We start from the raw sequence: 16,302 nt of genomic DNA, 5'->3' as shown, positions 1-16,302 counted from the left end.
GGAAGTGCCACCGCTGCCGAGCAATCTGGCCTTTTTAAGCGCAGGCAGTTGAAAAATCCTGCTTACGCCCGCGCCAATTTTATAAGTAAAGGGCCGATCATCGGCATGCGGAGCAATTCCTCCTGATCAACGGCGCGCAACATTAATGCGGTGGCGATATAAACTGGAACGCCAAGGACTAAGCTCACAAGGACAGCGCCTAGCGCCAACATCCGAGAGGCGTGAAAAGCTGGAAGCCACGTGGTCATGAATTCATAGAGGCGCAAAATGCCATAAGAGAGAAGTCCAACGGCCCCAGAGGCGACGAAAGTGCGCCAAGTTAAGCGTAAAAAGTACACACGAAGACCTGTGGCACGGCGAATGGCTGCCATATTTAGCCAGGAAGAAACGAAATATCCGACGATCCCGGCGATTGCCGCGCCATCGATGCCAAAGAGTGGAATCAAGGTGAGGTTTAATCCTAGCTTTATGAGGAGCCCTACTCCCATATGCCAAACAGGTGTATAAAAGCGATCGTATCCTTGTAAAATATAGGTAGATACGAGTTCAATCGCACTATAAATGCTCATCACGCCGGCAAGCGCAATCGCGTCTGTGCCGGCTGTACTTTTAAACAGGGCCAGATTGATCGGTAACGCGAGAACGCTGAGAATCAGTGCGCCTGGAAGCGTGATAAAAGCTGTCATGCGAAGCGTAAGCAAGAGGCGATCTTCACCCAATTTGCGATCTTTGCGTGCCATGGCTTCAGTGATTGCGGGCATGACAGAAGCCCCGATCGCGTTAGCAAACGCAAGTGGGAGCTGAATGAGTTTTAGCGCTTCGCCACTGTAAATGCCATATTGCACTGTAGCTGCAACGACGCTAAGGCCACTTGCGACGAGTTCGCGCGGCACAGTCCAAGCGTCGACTTGCTGGGACAGTGGAAGAACTAAGCTTCCCATGGCAATAGGTAGCGAGTAGAGGAAGAGACGCCATAAAATCGAGCGTGCAGGCAGGCGGGGCATCTGCGCAACGCGTGATTTTTGCAAATGAGCCCGGCGCGTTTTGATCACCGCGTGACGCAAGACGATAAATGCCGGGATCGCACCAACGACCGCACCCAATGTGGCTACTGCGGCAGTTACGCGCGGTCCATAACCGAGTTGAATTGCGAGAAAGGCGCCGGCCAAAATGAAAATCACACGAACGATCTGTTCAACAACTTGAGAAGTACCAGAAGGTTGAAGGTTTAAATATCCTTGTAAATATCCTCGCATGGCACTCATCAGAGGAAGCAGGAGTAAGGCAAGCGCTAGTGCGCGAACGGCAGGCAGTGCGTCATGCAAAAGTGCATGTTGCTGTTGGGGGACTGCCAATCGCAGGTAGAGGGGCCCCATAAACCACATGAGGAAAAAAGAAACAAGGCCAAATACAAGCATCGCTCGTCCAACAATGCGAAAGGTTGCGGTTGCCTCGCGATGTCGACCGCGTGCCGACAAGTCGCTGATGGATTTGGAGAGAGCAAGTGGAAATCCGGCTGTAGATAACGTCAGCATCACAGTATAAAGTGGATAAGCTAGATAATAGAGTCCATAGGCGTAACCGCCGATCATATTTTGCAGGGGGATGATAAAAAGCAGTCCGAGTACTTTTGAGATGAATACTGCGCTTACCATTGAAGACGCCCCACGTCCAAATCGCCCTTGTGATTCCGAAGACAAGACTTTGCTCCTCCCTTGCCAAGTCCTTGCGCACACTGCACGTAGTATAGCACATGAGGAACCTTTTCACGTCGAAATGCATACGGTAGGTGCACAGAAGTCGGATCTATATGCTCTCGTATAACAGCAATCAAAGAGAGGTATACTGATTGCTAGGATTGAATAACTAGGGGATAGTGGTTGAGATGGAGACAAACCGTTCGGTATGCATGATTTGTGAACGCGAATGTACAGAAGGAATTCATATTTTGACACAATTTATTTGCTTGGAGTGTGAGCAAGATATCTGCCGCACCAATGTAGAGGACGATCTCTATGACTATTTTGTCGGTCGTCTGCGCGGTTTGTGGATCGATGTTTTAAACTTAGACAAAGAAGAAGCCAATGGGTCGACCTTATCATAAATGTTGCATACAATAGAGTGAAGCAGAAGGATTCTGTCATCGCGTCACGAAATTGTATTCCTAAGGTGAGTTATGAGAATCGATCAAAAGGCAATGCCGATTGTTGAAGCAGTCCGCGCGCACCAAGCGCGTGAACGAGTCTCGCTACATGTGCCAGGACATAAAGCGGGACAAGGCCTTTCTGAAGAATTGGCTGCCTACGTAGGACATGTAGGACGTCTTGATATTACAGAGTTACCCGGTGCGGATGATCTTCATCATCCTACAGGCCCGATTTTAGCAGCGCAACAGCTAGCTGCCGCAGCTTGGGGGGCACAAGAGACTTATTTTTTGGTAGGGGGCAGCACAGTAGGGAATCTTGCTGCGATCTTAACAGCTGTTGGACCTGGAGATCTTGCGATTGTAGCGCGTAATGCCCATCAGTCAATATGGTCTGCATTAGAGCTTGCAGGCGCACAGATCGTTCCTGTTTTTCCGGAGGTGCAAGGAGGAGTTGCAGGAGCCCTATCGCTTGCGACTGTGGAACAAGCTTTGTCCCATTTTCCATCTTGCAAGACGCTAATTGTCACGAGTCCAACGTATTATGGCGCGGCTTCGGATTTGGCAGCGATCGTTAAATTGGCTCACCAAAATGACGTGCTTGTCATTGTGGATGAAGCGCATGGTGCGCATTTTTCTTTTCATGCAGATCTGCCAACCTCAGCTGTACAAGTAGGCGCAGACCTCGTGATCCACAGCGCTCATAAAATGTTGGGGGCATTTACACAATCCGGACTTCTGCACGTTTGTGGTGAACGGGTCGATCGGTCCAGACTAAAGAAATGGTTGCGCACCCTTCAGTCCAGTTCTCCTTCTTATTTGTTGCTCGCATCTATAGATAGTGCGCGCCAGCAAATGGCCACTCAGGGGAAACAAATGTTATCGAACACGTTAGCGGCTTTACGAAGTGCAAAAATGCGCGTCATAGAGAAGAGGCCTGGATTGATTGTTGAAGTTGCTCCTGTCGGTTTTGCAGACCCTTTCAAATGGGTATTGGATGCGGGCCGATTGCAGCGTACGGGATTTGAAGTCGAACGCCTTTTGCGAGAACGTTTTGGAGTATATGTGGAACTAGCAACAGAACGTCACGTGTTGTTTGTCTGGACTTACGCATCGACACATCGCGATATGGAGATGGTGGTGGAGGCATTACTCGCGATCGGAGAGGGGATCTCATCTGTCACTTCTCCCGTAGATCTCACCACACACACACAGCAGGTGGTGACGCACCCTCTTGTGTTGCATAACCTTGGGCAGCGCGTCCTTCATGAAGTAGAGGGGGCGTTACAAGATGCGATTGGGCATGTGGTCGCTGATGCTATTGTGCCGTATCCGCCAGGAATTCCTTATGTGCTTCCGGGTGAGACGCTGACTGCCGAGACTGCACAAGTGCTTTTGCAACATCACGCGGCTCAGCAGAGAATCGATGGCCTGTTAGAGCAAAATCCGCCGAGGATTCGATATTATCTAGAGGCTGCGGAAGAACAAGGAGGCGAGGCTGTATCTTGAATCGGGGTGTTTTTATCACCTTTGAGGGCATTGATGGTTCTGGGAAAACGACGCAAGTTGAGCGGCTTTGCGCGCGTCTCCGGGAAACTTCGCATGAATATATTTGCACGCGCGAGCCAGGCGGCACTCCGATCGGAGACGCGATTCGCGCGCTTTTACTAGATCCCGAATCTGTGATGACCTCGCTCACAGAGGCGTATTTATATGCAGCCGCGCGTGCAGAACATGTGCAGCGCGTGATTGCGCCCGCGCTTGCAGCTGGGAAGATTGTGATCTGTGATCGGTTTGTCGATGCGAGTGTTGTCTACCAGGGGTATGGCAGTGCGGCGGACGAGGTGACACCAGAATTGGTGTGGGCGTTAAATCAACCTGCCTTGCAAGGGATTCTTCCGCATGTAACCTTCATTCTAGATGTTCCAGTGGAAGTAGCTGAACAACGCTTGAATGCACGCAGTGGAATGGGGAAGAAGGATCGTATGGAGCAGCGTAATGCTGACTTTTTCCGCGCGGTGCGCAGCGGATTAAACCAGTTATATGAACAAGACCAGCAGCGAATGCTTTGGCTAGATGCTACAGGGTCACCAGAAACTGTTGAACAGGAGATTTGGCGCATCGTCTCTCAATTGATAAATGGGGGGGAGGGTTCTCCATGCAATTGATCTTTGCGGTGGTTCAAGATAAAGACGTGGCTCGTCTCTCAGAACGACTGGTTAAAGCCGGGATTCGCGCGACGAAGTTAGCTTCGACAGGGGGATTCTTGCGTTCGGGCAATACGACATTCATGATTGGCGTAGAAGACTCTCGCGTTGAGGAAGCACTCTCACACATTCGACAAAGTTGCCGCGCGCGTGAGCAACTCGTGACACCACTTACGCCGCTTGGCAATCAAGTTGAATCCTTTGTCTCGTATCCGGTGTCTGTCCAAGTTGGCGGAGCCACGGTGTTTATTGTACAAGTGGATCGCTTTGAACAGTATTGATCACGTGCGGGGGCGTTATATTTGAAGGTAAAGATGGAGCGTTCTAATCTCTTAGATTCTGGACATCCCCCAGTGGCAAATGTGGGCGCAGCGAAAGAATCGTCCGCTTTTCAGAGCCAATTAGTCGCCACGCAGCAGGTTTTAGAAGAGCAAGAGTGGGGGAGATTGATGGATGCTGTGACGAAACGAGGAGAGAAACTAGTGCGGCATCCTTCGGTCGAAACTGCACAAGCTTATCGTGATGCAGTGATGGAGTTTGTGCAACGTGCAGTTCAAAACGGGTTAACCGTTCACCAAGCAGTGACGAAAGGGCGATTAGGTCGACAGAAAATTTTTATGCAAGTCGAGCAAATTGATCGTCACTTACTCGACCTGATGCATTCGGTGTTGCAGCAGCAACAAGAACCGATTGATGTATTGCGGATTGTCGGGGAAATCAAGGGCTTGTTGGTCAGTCTTCGCTTGTAGAAATGAGGTTCTTATGAGATGGACGCGACGGAAATAGCAAACAAAATGAGACGTCTGCACGATCTGCATCGCCTTGGACATGCCTATATTTTACTAGGTGAATCTCTCACCGTTTTGCGCCAAACGGCACACCAAATCGTACAAGGTCTCTACTGTTCACGAGTTTCTCCTTCAGGAGATGCTTGCCAGACGTGTGATGAATGTTTGCGTATTGCATCGGGCAATCACCTCGGAATGACTTGGATTGCGCCAGATGGGGCCTCTCTCAAAATTGCTCAAATGCGTTCGGCATGGTCTGCGGATACGAGAAAGGCTAGCGGTGTCACCTTGCGCATGATTGTCGTAGAGGATGCTCAAAAGTTAACGGTCGAAGCGACGAATGCCATTCTCAAATGGGTAGAGGAACCAGGTGAAAATCGTTTATTTTTGTTTTTAACAGTCTCACTGGCAGCACTCTTGCCCACATTGCGTTCGCGTTGTGCACTTTTGCGCATTGATAAAAATTCACTAAACCTGCAAGAGACAGACGATGACGGCTTGTTCGCGTTATGGCCAAACAAAGAGGAAGAAGATGGGGATTTTGCGAAGGTTCAAGCGCAGTTTGCTGATGCCCTGTCGCTAGTGCTAGAATTGGGACAGTCTTTAGCAACACAAGAGCCACACGGTTGGCATGCTGTTGCTGATCGATTTGCAAAGATGAATTTTAAAGCAGAGCAAGGTTACGCGATTGTAGATTTGTTGATTGCGTATTTCCGAGATCTCATCGCAGTGAGTTGTTCGCAACCCGTCTCTCATTTTCGCGCACAAATACGGCAATTACAGCATGTAGCAAAGGGCGAACAAATCGACCACTATGCTCGTATCGCCGTAGAGCTTGGCGCGTTACGCAGACGCTTATCAAGTCACGTTCAAGTCGCAACAGCTTTAGAAGCCGTATTTCTTCAGTTTCAAAGGGAGTCAGCGTGACGCTTGCAGTAGCTGAGGGGTGAAATCTCATGATCGACAAACAGGCCATGTTGCGGCAGATCGAGCAACTACAAGATCGAATCGGGGAATTTTATCAGGAACTTGGAGAATTGAAGCTGCTGATTAGCGATTTGATAGAGGAAAATGGGCAATTAGCGCTTGAAAATGTGAAGTTACGTGAACGTGCACGTCTCTATGCGGAAGAAAAAACCCCAATACAGGGTGAAGCGGCCCGTTATCTTGGACAGCTGTACGAAGATGGGTTTCATATCTGCAATGTTAATTATGGGAGCTTGCGCAAAGGAGAATGTCTGTTTTGTTTACAAAGTCTGCAGCGTGTATAGAGAAGATTGCCATGTGCCTCAATCGAAGGATGGCCGCTCATGAGTGATTCCCATGCGATGTCAGTCGGAACTTTATATGTAGTGCCTACACCTATAGGAAATCTCGAGGATATTACTTTGCGTGCTTTACGCGTCCTCCAAGAAGTTGATTTTATTGCTGCAGAAGATACTCGTCACACAAGAAAACTATTGACACATTTTGCGATTCGACCGAAGCAGTTTTTTTCATATCATGAACATAATGTGCGCACTGCAGGGGAGAGTGTGATTCGCCTTCTTCAAGCGGGTTACTCGGGCGCTCTAGTCTCTGATGCAGGAATGCCAGCGATCTCTGATCCCGGATTTGATTTAATTGCACTGTTGGTGGCAGAACAATTACCCTATGTCGTTCTGCCTGGGCCCAATGCGGCGATGACCGCTCTAGTAGGATCCGGACTAGATACGAAAAACTTTTCTTTTCACGGCTTTCTGCCTCGTGTTGCGAAAGAGCGGCGAGCTATCATCGAGCAATTGCGTGGGCGATCGGAAACGCTCATTTTTTACGAAGCTCCTCATCGCATTGATAAGATGTTGGCAGATTTATATGAAGGATTGGGAAATTGTCCGGTCGTCATCGCGAAAGAATTGACAAAGCACCATGAGTGCTATGTACGAGGACGCCTTGCGGAACATCAGCAGTTGTTGCCCGAAGAGATGAAGCGTGGAGAGATGGTGGTTCTCGTAGGGGCGGACCCCCAATGGGATCCTCATGTAACGCAGAATCATCAATCGGTTTTAGGGGAGCAATTGTCTATCGCTGAACATGTCGCACAATGGATGGCTGAAGGATTAACGCAAAAAGAAGCCATGCGAGAAGTGGCAAAAGCCCGCAGCATTTCGCGGCGGGACGTTTACCGTGCACTATTAGAAAATAAATCATAAAGATAGATCTATTGAGTATCGAATCGCTTATTTTTGTTGTGCCATTTCAGCAATGCAATTCGGGCAGATATTTTTCCCTTTGAAGTGGATAATTTCGTCCGCTTGACCACAGAAAATGCAGGCAGGCTCGTATTTTTTCAGAACGATGCGATCGCCGTCGACGTAAATTTCTAGAGCATCTTTTTCTCCAATTCCTAAGGTGCGGCGCAGTTCAATCGGAATGACAACACGCCCTAATTCGTCAACCTTACGGACAATGCCTGTGGACTTCATCATTGTGAGTGTTCCTCCCCATGATTGGTTACTTTTTATTTTTTCTATCTCCTTGCATAACCTGTATTCACAGGTAAAATGCAATCTTCCGCAAGTTTCACAAACTAGCGGATTTTATTAAGGTTTACCCACTTATTTACTAGTGAAAGTCTACCACTTAGACCATAGAGATGCAATAGTTTTTTTTACTTTTTTGCGTCAAACATGGGCCTATTGATGTAACGCTTCCAGTTCCCCTGACATACGATGGTTTGATGCCGCCAAGATAGCAGGAGGGACGTGGAGTGCCAGCTCTAATTTCACTCATCACCCTATGTGTCAAGGAAACGGTGTCACTCGTTTCCTATGTAAAAAACCAGGCTTTCCCGCAACCACTGAATGAACAGGAAGAAAAGGAATGTCTGCTTCAGATCCAACAGGGCGATGAAGCTGCTTACAACCGTCTCATTGAACATAATTTGCGACTTGTCGCTTACATTGCAAAAAAATTTCGGGATTCTGGCGTTGATGAGGACGATATGATTTCGCTTGGTACGATTGGGCTGATTAAGGCGGTCAAGAGTTTTCGTCAAGATGCAGGCACGAAATTTGCCACCTACGCGGCGCGCTGCATTGAAAATGAGATGCTTATGCATTTGCGTTCTAGGAAGAAGTCGAGTCGTGATATTTCAATGGATGAATCGATCGGCACAGATAAAGAGGGGAATGATCTGACTTTACGTGATGTGCTAGGGTCTGATTCAGATGAATTGGAGCGATTTGTTGGAGAGCGTTTGGAAGAAGAACGATTGCGTTCGTTTTTACCTATATTAGATGAACGAGAGCGTAAAGTGGTCTGTTTGCGTTATGGGTTAATCGATGGAATGGAGTGGACGCAAAATCAGATTGCTGAACTCATGGGGATTTCACGCTCTTATGTATCGCGCATCGAGGCGAGAGCGTTAACGAAGTTGCAGCATGCTTTACATCCACGTCCCAAACGCGTGTCCTCGTCGTTTCGCAATCAGCGTTCACCGCGTTAAGAACAGAATCTTGCTCACTGATCTCCCCCTGCACACGAGTGTGCAGGGGATTTTTAGGTGGCTAATAAATTGACAGTAGCTCTGGTTTATTGATACCATGGGCGGCAAGATCTATTTGGTCATTGAAGCATTTTGCGCAAACTTTAGACCGTGTGATGCTTCATGAAAACGGAGGATTCCTCGAGTGAGCGAACGCACATTTTACATTACGACCCCAATTTATTATCCGAATGATAAATTGCATATTGGTCATGCGTATTCGACGACGGTTGCGGATACGTTGGCTCGCTATAAACGGTTGCAAGGGTACGACGTGTTCTACCTTACCGGGACAGACGAGCATGGGCAAAAATTACAACGCAAGGCAGAGGCTGCGGGAAAAGACCCGCAATCGTACATCGATGGCATTGTCAGCTGGATTCAGCGCTTATGGGAGCGACTTGATATTTCCTATGATGACTTTATTCGCACGACGGAACCACGGCACAAGACAGTGGTACAAGAGATTTTCACCCGTTTGGTTTCACAAGGCGATATTTATTTAGCTGATTATGAGGGATGGTATTGTACTCCTTGCGAGTCATTCTGGACAGAGCGACAACTCCATGAGGGACATTGTCCGGATTGCGGGGGTACAGTTGAACTGGTGCGTGAACCAAGTTACTTTTTTAAAATGAGTAAGTATGCAGACCGACTCATTGCGTATTATGAAGAGCATCCTGAATTCATTGTTCCGGAATCACGTAAACATGAGATGTTGAATAATTTTTTGCGCCCTGGACTCGAAGATCTTTGCGTATCCCGCACGAGTTTCAGTTGGGGTATTCCCGTTCGAGAAAATCCGGAACATGTAGTTTACGTTTGGCTTGACGCACTGACAAACTACATCACGGCGTTAGGCTATCTGTCTCAGGATCCCATTTTGCGGGAGCGTTTTGAGCATTTTTGGCCGGCCAATGTTCATCTCATGGCGAAAGAAATCGTCCGTTTTCACGCGATCTATTGGCCGATTTTCTTAATGGCTCTTGATTTGCCGCTGCCAAAACAAATTGTCGCACACGGTTGGCTATTGATGAAAGATGGGAAAATGTCGAAGACCAAAGGCAACGTGATTGATCCCAATTTATTGATCGACCGCTATGGGTCTGATGCATTACGGTACTTTTTATTGCGCGAAATTCCTTTTGGACAAGATGGCGTATTTACCCCAGAAGCGCTAATGGAGCGATTAAACTTCGACCTTGCAAACGATCTCGGTAATCTTTTACATCGCTCGCTCTCGATGTTGGGACAGTTTTGCGAAGGAGTCATCCCGGCTGCAGGAACGATCACGGCGCTTGAAGAGGAAGTTGCTGCACTCGCCGTGCAATCAGCCAAGCAGGTGGAAGAGGCACTTGATCGCTACGATTTTGCTGGTGCACTCTCTGCGGTGTGGAATCTCGTTCGCCGCGGCAATCGCTATATTGATGAAACGGCACCATGGGCACTTGCGAAACAACAAGATGTCAATCGGCTGGGAACGGTACTCTATACCGTTTTTGAGGCACTACGCGTCATCAGTGTGTTGTTGCAACCATTCATGCCTAAAACGCCGCACAAGATGTGGGAACAGATAGGGATTGAGCCTGGCGAGTTCACTACTTGGGCGAGCGCAAAGCAGTTTGGGCTTTTACCAAGTGGAATCCAGAGCAGAAAAGGTGACCCGATTTTTCCGCGCCTTGATGTAAGAGCTGAGGTAGAGGCATTAGATCAGATGATGGATCAAAAACAGGGGGCGTCAATTGTGAGCGAACAAGTGCAAGGCAGTTCTACAACTGAAATTCCAGCAGCGGAGAAAGCTGATGCGGAAATGACTGGCGTCGCGCAACTGATTCAAATTGAGGATTTCACCAAAGTCGATCTGCGTGTTGCGCAGGTGATACACGCAGAAGCGATTCCAAAAGCAGATAAATTGCTGAAATTGCAATTGGATTTAGGAACAGAGAAAAGACAGGTTGTCTCTGGCATTGCAAAATATTATGCACCTGAGCAACTCGTGGGACAAAAGGTGATCCTCGTCTCAAATCTAAAGCCGGTCAAGTTGCGAGGCGTTGAATCAAATGGCATGATATTGGCGGCTTCTGTAGGTGAGCAATTGGTTCTCGCTACAGTGTCTGGGGATATTCCACTGGGGGCAAAAGTCAAGTGACCTTGATGCTATTTGATACACATACCCATCTAAATGATCCGGATCTTTTTTTGCGTGCCGGGGAGTTGATTGTCCGTGCGCAAGAAGTTGGGGTCACACGTTTTGTAGTGCCTGGATATGACCGTGAATCGTCGCTGCGGGCGATGGAGTTGGCTGCACAACACGAGGCAGTCTTTGCCGTAGTGGGATTTCATCCACAAGATGCAGCGGCTGTTGGCGAGAGTGACTTTGCGGATTTAGAAGTATGGGTGCGGGATGAAAAAGTAGTAGGAATTGGGGAAATTGGACTCGATTATCACTATGAAGAACCCGCACGGGAAGTTCAAGCAGACGTTTTTCGCCGTCAGATTGCGATTGCAAAACAGGTGAGAAAACCGATTGTGATTCATGATCGAGATGCACATGGAGACGTCGTTCGCATTTTGCGAGATGAAAATGCAAAAGAAATTGGCGGCATCATGCATAGTTTTTCTGGGAGTAGCGAGATGGCTGCAGAGTGTCTGCAATTGAATTTCTACTTGTCGTTTGCGGGTCCAATCACGTTTAAAAATGCGAAGCGACCGCGAGAGGTTGCTGCACAAGTACCCTTGGATCGCTTGTTAATTGAGACGGATGCACCTTATTTGACGCCTGAACCTTATCGTGGGAAGCAAAATGAGCCTGCTCACGTACGGTTTGTTGCGGATAAGTTGGCGCAGTTGCGGCAACTCCCGGTCGAAGAGATTGCTCGTGTAACCTACGCGAATGCTCATCGGATCTTTTCCATTGCTGGGGATGTGCAGTGATGCAAGTAAAAGAGGTCATCGTTGTAGAGGGAACGCATGATCGCGATCGCATTTTGCAAGCTGTCGTTGCTGATGTGCTCGTTACAGGTGGATCACATATTCAGAAAGATGTTTTTGATCGGATCGAACGGGCGGCACAAGCCCGTGGAATCATCGTATTGACAGATCCCGATTATACTGGGAATCAAATTCGAAAAGCGCTTGCACAGCGTTTCCCTGAGGCGAAACACGCGTATATTGCACGTGATGAAGCGCTGAAAAAGGGGGATGTGGGGGTGGAAAATGCATCTCCAGAGGCCATTCGAGCAGCTTTGCAAAAAGTTCGCGCAGTTTTTTGGCATCCTGAAGTAGTGATGTCATGGAGTGAAATGCAAAGTTTCGGTTTGGTAGGTACCAAAAAAGCTGCACAGCGCAGGGAAAAACTTGGTGCTCGCTTGCATATTGGGTATGCGAATGCAAAAACATTCTATCAGCGGATCAATGCACTTGGGGTAACGCGAGCAGAGCTAGAGGAGGCACTTTTCGCATTGGATGAGGAGGAAGGGCATTGAAACCACGGCTGTATCAGCCTCGTGTTGTAGCAGATCTCCTCAAAAGATATGGCTTTACGATGAAAAAAGGGCTCGGGCAAAATTTTTTGATCGATGGGCACGTGCTTTCGCAGATTGTTTCTGCAGCGATCGCAGGGGCGCCTGCGGTGGGCCAGAAAGTAGCTGTTGAGGTGGGACCTGGGATCGGGACGCTTACGCAAGCCCTTATTGAAGGGGGATTCGATCGTGTCATTGCAATTGAGAAGGATCAGACATTAAAACCTTTGTTACAGGAAACACTCGGTGATTATACAGAGGTTGACATACGTTTTGCGGATGCCCTGCAATTTGATTTTGCAGGACTCTTGGCGGACATGCCAAAAGACACAACGATTCGTTTTGCAGCAAATTTGCCGTATTATATTACGACACCTTTATTGATGCGGCTCCTTGAGGGAGCGTTGCCCTTCTCTCGCATCGTTGTGATGGTACAAAAAGAAGTGGCGGAGCGCATGGTTGCAAAACCAGGTGGAAAAGACTATGGTGCTTTAAGTGTAGCTGTGCAATACTATTCACAAGCACAGATTGTAGCGTTCGTGCCAGGCACTTGTTTTGTGCCAAAGCCAGACGTTGACTCGGCTGTCGTTGCGTTAGAGCGCGTTGAACACGAGTTCTCCTGTAATCGCGACGTGTTTTTTCGCGTTGTCCGGGGCGCATTTGCTAAGCGCAGGAAGACGCTAGAAAATACACTGGCGATGGAGTTTGGGCTACCCAAGATCATGATTCGCGAATGGCTGGCTGCTTCAGGTATTGAAGGGGTTCGTCGCGGAGAAACACTAACCTTAGAAGAATTTGCAGCGCTTGCGGATCACTTCAAACAGTTTGTCTCTTCATCCGATAGGAAGGTGACAACTCATGAGGTTTATGAGTCCAACAAAGGGCAATATGACAATGGATGATGTAGCTGCAGACATTAGCGCTTACATCGCAGAGCAGTCTGAAGATCGCTATCGACTCATTGTCGGGTCAGATTCACAACCGCATCTTGCGCGCCAATCTACCTTGTTTGTAACGGCTATCGTTGTTCACAGGGTAGGAAAAGGCGCGCGTTTTTATATTTTAAAGCGCCCCTATAAGCGACCAATTCCCCTTCGTCAAAGAATCTTTATGGAAGCTTCGATGGCACTTGAGATTGTGCATGAATTAGAAAAAGCACTCGGTCCCCATCGCGTGGCACTGCCAATCGAAGTACATTTAGATGTCGGGGAAGATGGTGAAACAAAGGCGTTGATTAAGGATTTAATTGGATGGGTAACGCAAAGTGGATATTTGCCAAAGATTAAACCCGAGTCTTTTGGTGCTTCAAAGGTGGCTGATCGATACAGTAAATCCTAGTCATCTTCCTATGTGGGAATGCGAAGCCGTCTTTGCCCACAGAGACTCTAGGCTATGGATGCACCGTTCTCCACGATCACACATAAGATACCGTCTAAAGAGGGTCTGATGCGGGAGGCGGTTATGCGTGTGGAAAGTGGGGGATTTGGTTGTACGTCCTTCATATGGCAGAGACATTTGTTTCATGATCGTCGGGCTTGACATAAATGCTGGGATGGCCATTTTAAAGGGGCTTGATCTGCGCTTGATTGCGGACGCTCCCTTCGAAGATCTCGCAGCTCTTACAGAATCCGACTGGAAATCCTATCAAGTTGCACAGGCGAAACTAGAACACGAAACATTGCGTCTTGTACAATTGCGCAGGCAAGTTGAGAAAGACAAATTAGGATATCGCTCAGAGAAAAGAAAGCAAGGTCCAGATTTTTTTGAATTGCCCGGCCGCGTATTACATTTGGACGGCGATGGTGCGTATTTGGAAAAATGTTTAGAAGTTTATCGCCGTTTGGGGATTCGCGCGGTCGGGAAAAACATTCCAGAAGCTCGCATGGCAGATGTGATGGTACAACTATTGACTGAACATGATCCGGATATTCTTATTATTACAGGGCATGACAGCGTCTTGAGGAGTGCGAAGGGTGCTGATGCCTTGCGGCTAGATAATTATCGCAACTCAGATCACTTTATTCGAGCGGTACGAGCGGCGCGCAAATTCGAGCGCAGCTTGGATGAATTAATTATTTTTGCTGGAGCTTGTCAATCTCATTATGAGGCTCTCCTTGAGGCTGGCGCTAATTTTGCAAGTTCACCAGAGCGAATTTTGATCCATGCTCTAGACCCGGTCTTTCTTGCTGAACAAATTGCGTATACGCCGATCAATGAGACGATCGATATCTTTCAGGTTGTTAAATCGACAATTACAGGAACAGAGGGGTTAGGAGGGATCGAATCGCGTGGCAAGTACCGCATTGGATTGCCGCGCTCTCGATATTGAGGATAGAAACATTCATCACTGGGTATTCTAAAAAATCTAGCCTTATATGATTGACAAAGAAAAACGACGACTGATATAATATTTGCCCGCCATTTGACACAGTAAAAGTGACTGTGGTATACTTTTGCTGTGGAAAGAGGTGGAGTGTGTGGCTGCAAAGAACGCTTTGAACGATATTAAGCGCAATTTGGAAGGCCTGGTAGGAGAAAAGATTCTGCTGCGGGCAAATGGTGGTCGTCGCAAGACAGTTGAACGTACGGGCATCTTAGAAGAAACATACCCATCTGTATTTGTTGTAAAATTGGATCAAGCAGAGAATTCATTTAAGCGCGTATCGTATAGCTACGCTGACATCTTGACGGAAACAGTAGAGTTAACCGTGTATCGTGGCGATGCGCCAGTCTCAATTTCAGAATTTGAAGAGTAACGTATAATTTTATACACCAAGAATTTCCGAGCTGCCTTAACGAGTTTTCTCGTTGGGGCAGTTCTTTTATTTTTGAAAAGATCGCATACGGAAGTACATGGCGGGAAAGCTAATTTTGGACGCAGGATTCAAAGGGGGTCAAACTACATGGGGCGCAGGCGTGGCGTGATGTCCGAGCAATTCAAGTATGAACTCGCGAAAGATCTCGGCTTCTATCCCACTCTTCAAAAAGAGGGTTGGGGCGGCATTACCACTCGGGATGCTGGCAACATGGTCAAGCGGGCTATTGAAATTGCAGAACAGTCGCTCGCAGCTCGCGAAAACCGGTAGTTGAACCTGGAGATGGGCGACCAAGACGGCTGGTTCTCTCAGCCGTCTCTCTATATGAATAGCTGAAAAAGTATTGTATGTGGCGATTGGAGGCGAAGAATGGGCGAGCACAGTGGCGCTCTAGTGATTATTGGGGGCGCTGAGGACAAACGTGGAGACATGACGATTTTGCGCGAGTTTATTCGCTTAGCCGGCGGCACGCACGCACGTATCGTCGTGATGACTGTGGCCACAGAATTGCCGCTTGAAGTAGGTGCAGACTATATCGACGTCTTTGAAAAAATTGGCGTCGAGGATGTTCGGACGTTTGATGTATCCTCCAGAGAAGCTGCAGATCGTGATAGTGCATGTCGTGCGATTGAAAAAGCGACTGGAGTATTTTTTACAGGCGGTGAACAGATTCGAATTACAACATTACTTGGCGGGACAAAAGTGGACTCCGCTTTGCATACGGCTCATGAGAAAGGAGTTGTATTAGCGGGCACAAGTGCGGGAGCTTCGATGATGAGCAGCACGATGATTGTCGAGGGAGCAGGAGACACCAATCCGCGCATCGGCATTGTGCAAATGGCTCCTGGGATGGAGTTTATCGACGGCGTTGTGATTGATCAGCATTTTGCACAGCGTGGTCGTCTCGGTCGACTATTGTCTGCAGTGGCACAGTATCCGCACCACCTTGGACTGGGTATCGACGAAGATACTGCAGTGATTGTACGTGGGACTCAGTTTGAGGTGATCGGCCGAGGTGCCGTTTCGGTAGTCGATGCAGGAGCGCTTACGTTCTCAAATTTAGGAGAGTTGCGAAACAATGACGCATTGGCGCTGTGCGGCGTGAAATTGCATATTTTACCGGCCGGGTACAAATTTTCATTGCGCGAGCGCAAACCGAATTTAGAACGCCTTACGAGGAGTGGAAATGAGTGAAAGTCGTCCACCTGCGGGCGATCCATGGCCCGAACGTATACATTTAACAACCGGTCTTAATGATGCGGCTTGGTTTGGAGGAGTACACGGGTAGGGACAATAATAAA

Annotated in this window: 20 protein-coding genes; 18 read left to right on the top strand and 2 right to left on the bottom strand. The window is 48.2% G+C overall.

Going from position 1 to position 16,302, the window contains the following annotated elements; translation table 11 throughout:
* Positions 1-62: 62 nt before the first annotated feature.
* Positions 63-1,700 carry a putative polysaccharide biosynthesis protein gene (locus BM613_RS07900; protein WP_109430636.1) on the bottom strand — a complete coding sequence of 546 codons (1,638 nt, stop codon included), beginning with the start codon at positions 1,698-1,700 and terminating at the stop codon, positions 63-65.
* Positions 1,701-1,885: 185 nt separating this feature from the next.
* Between BM613_RS07900 and BM613_RS07895 the strand changes: the two genes are divergently transcribed.
* From BM613_RS07895 to rsmI, 8 genes are all read left to right on the top strand, one after another.
* Complete coding sequence (locus tag BM613_RS07895; RefSeq protein WP_109430635.1) at positions 1,886-2,104, top strand: sigma factor G inhibitor Gin; 219 nt, start codon at positions 1,886-1,888, stop codon at positions 2,102-2,104.
* 72 nt (positions 2,105-2,176) lie between these two features.
* Positions 2,177-3,652, top strand: coding sequence for an aminotransferase class I/II-fold pyridoxal phosphate-dependent enzyme (locus BM613_RS07890; RefSeq protein ID WP_109430634.1), 1,476 nt, complete (start codon positions 2,177-2,179; stop codon positions 3,650-3,652).
* Positions 3,649-4,311, top strand: a complete 663-nt coding sequence (gene tmk, locus BM613_RS07885; protein ID WP_109430633.1) for a dTMP kinase — start codon at positions 3,649-3,651, stop codon at positions 4,309-4,311. Before BM613_RS07890 ends, tmk begins: the two co-directional genes overlap by 4 nt.
* Entirely contained in the window at positions 4,302-4,631 is a 330-nt protein-coding gene (locus BM613_RS07880; RefSeq protein ID WP_109430632.1) for a cyclic-di-AMP receptor, read from the top strand. The genes tmk and BM613_RS07880 overlap by 10 nt, the downstream gene beginning before the upstream one ends.
* A 21-nt stretch (positions 4,632-4,652) precedes the next feature.
* Positions 4,653-5,099, top strand: a complete 447-nt coding sequence (locus BM613_RS07875; protein ID WP_109430631.1) for a YaaR family protein — start codon at positions 4,653-4,655, stop codon at positions 5,097-5,099.
* 18 nt (positions 5,100-5,117) lie between these two features.
* A complete protein-coding gene (locus BM613_RS07870) occupies positions 5,118-6,065 on the top strand; it encodes a hypothetical protein (protein ID WP_109430630.1) in 948 nt (315 codons plus the stop codon).
* Between the two features lie 29 nt (positions 6,066-6,094).
* Positions 6,095-6,409: an initiation-control protein YabA gene (locus BM613_RS07865; protein WP_342767161.1), complete on the top strand. Its 315-nt coding sequence runs from the start codon at positions 6,095-6,097 to the stop codon at positions 6,407-6,409.
* 39 nt (positions 6,410-6,448) lie between these two features.
* Positions 6,449-7,330 (top strand): 16S rRNA (cytidine(1402)-2'-O)-methyltransferase, encoded by an 882-nt coding sequence (gene rsmI, locus BM613_RS07860; protein ID WP_109430629.1) that lies wholly within the window; start codon positions 6,449-6,451, stop codon positions 7,328-7,330.
* A 27-nt stretch (positions 7,331-7,357) separates the two neighbouring features.
* Here rsmI and BM613_RS07855 read toward each other — a convergent pair whose 3' ends face one another.
* Positions 7,358-7,606 carry an AbrB/MazE/SpoVT family DNA-binding domain-containing protein gene (locus tag BM613_RS07855; protein WP_109430628.1) on the bottom strand — a complete coding sequence of 83 codons (249 nt, stop codon included), beginning with the start codon at positions 7,604-7,606 and terminating at the stop codon, positions 7,358-7,360.
* Positions 7,607-7,887: 281 nt separating this feature from the next.
* On the opposite strand from BM613_RS07855, the gene sigK reads away from it, so the two are divergent.
* From sigK to BM613_RS07805, 10 genes are all read left to right on the top strand, one after another.
* Positions 7,888-8,625, top strand: coding sequence for an RNA polymerase sporulation sigma factor SigK (gene sigK / locus BM613_RS07850; RefSeq protein WP_109430627.1), 738 nt, complete (start codon positions 7,888-7,890; stop codon positions 8,623-8,625).
* A 184-nt stretch (positions 8,626-8,809) separates the two neighbouring features.
* Positions 8,810-10,813, top strand: coding sequence for a methionine--tRNA ligase (metG, locus tag BM613_RS07845; RefSeq protein WP_109430626.1), 2,004 nt, complete (start codon positions 8,810-8,812; stop codon positions 10,811-10,813).
* 5 nt (positions 10,814-10,818) lie between these two features.
* Complete coding sequence (locus BM613_RS07840; protein WP_109430696.1) at positions 10,819-11,598, top strand: TatD family hydrolase; 780 nt, start codon at positions 10,819-10,821, stop codon at positions 11,596-11,598.
* A complete protein-coding gene (rnmV, locus tag BM613_RS07835; RefSeq protein WP_109430625.1) occupies positions 11,598-12,149 on the top strand; it encodes a ribonuclease M5 in 552 nt (183 codons plus the stop codon). The genes BM613_RS07840 and rnmV overlap by 1 nt, the downstream gene beginning before the upstream one ends.
* Positions 12,146-13,087, top strand: a complete 942-nt coding sequence (rsmA, locus tag BM613_RS07830) for a 16S rRNA (adenine(1518)-N(6)/adenine(1519)-N(6))-dimethyltransferase RsmA (protein ID WP_109430624.1) — start codon at positions 12,146-12,148, stop codon at positions 13,085-13,087. Before rnmV ends, rsmA begins: the two co-directional genes overlap by 4 nt.
* On the top strand, positions 13,053-13,523 hold the full coding sequence (locus tag BM613_RS07825) for a ribonuclease H-like YkuK family protein (protein WP_245926306.1): 471 nt from the start codon (positions 13,053-13,055) through the stop codon (positions 13,521-13,523). The genes rsmA and BM613_RS07825 overlap by 35 nt, the downstream gene beginning before the upstream one ends.
* 127 nt (positions 13,524-13,650) lie before the next feature.
* Positions 13,651-14,514: a sporulation peptidase YabG gene (gene yabG / locus BM613_RS07820; RefSeq protein ID WP_109430622.1), complete on the top strand. Its 864-nt coding sequence runs from the start codon at positions 13,651-13,653 to the stop codon at positions 14,512-14,514.
* Between the two features lie 148 nt (positions 14,515-14,662).
* Positions 14,663-14,941: a biofilm formation stimulator Veg gene (gene veg, locus BM613_RS07815; RefSeq protein WP_109430621.1), complete on the top strand. Its 279-nt coding sequence runs from the start codon at positions 14,663-14,665 to the stop codon at positions 14,939-14,941.
* 147 nt (positions 14,942-15,088) lie between these two features.
* Positions 15,089-15,271, top strand: coding sequence for a small, acid-soluble spore protein, alpha/beta type (locus tag BM613_RS07810; RefSeq protein ID WP_109430620.1), 183 nt, complete (start codon positions 15,089-15,091; stop codon positions 15,269-15,271).
* 99 nt (positions 15,272-15,370) lie between these two features.
* Positions 15,371-16,195 (top strand): cyanophycinase, encoded by an 825-nt coding sequence (locus BM613_RS07805; protein ID WP_109430619.1) that lies wholly within the window; start codon positions 15,371-15,373, stop codon positions 16,193-16,195.
* Positions 16,196-16,302: the final 107 nt, after the last annotated feature.

Source organism: Sulfoacidibacillus thermotolerans, from assembly GCF_003144315.1.
GTDB classification, from domain to species: Bacteria; Bacillota; Bacilli; order Alicyclobacillales; family SLC66; genus Sulfoacidibacillus; species Sulfoacidibacillus thermotolerans.
The sequence above is the reverse complement of the archived record's forward strand: the minus strand, read 5'-3'. Positions and strand labels throughout refer to the sequence as shown.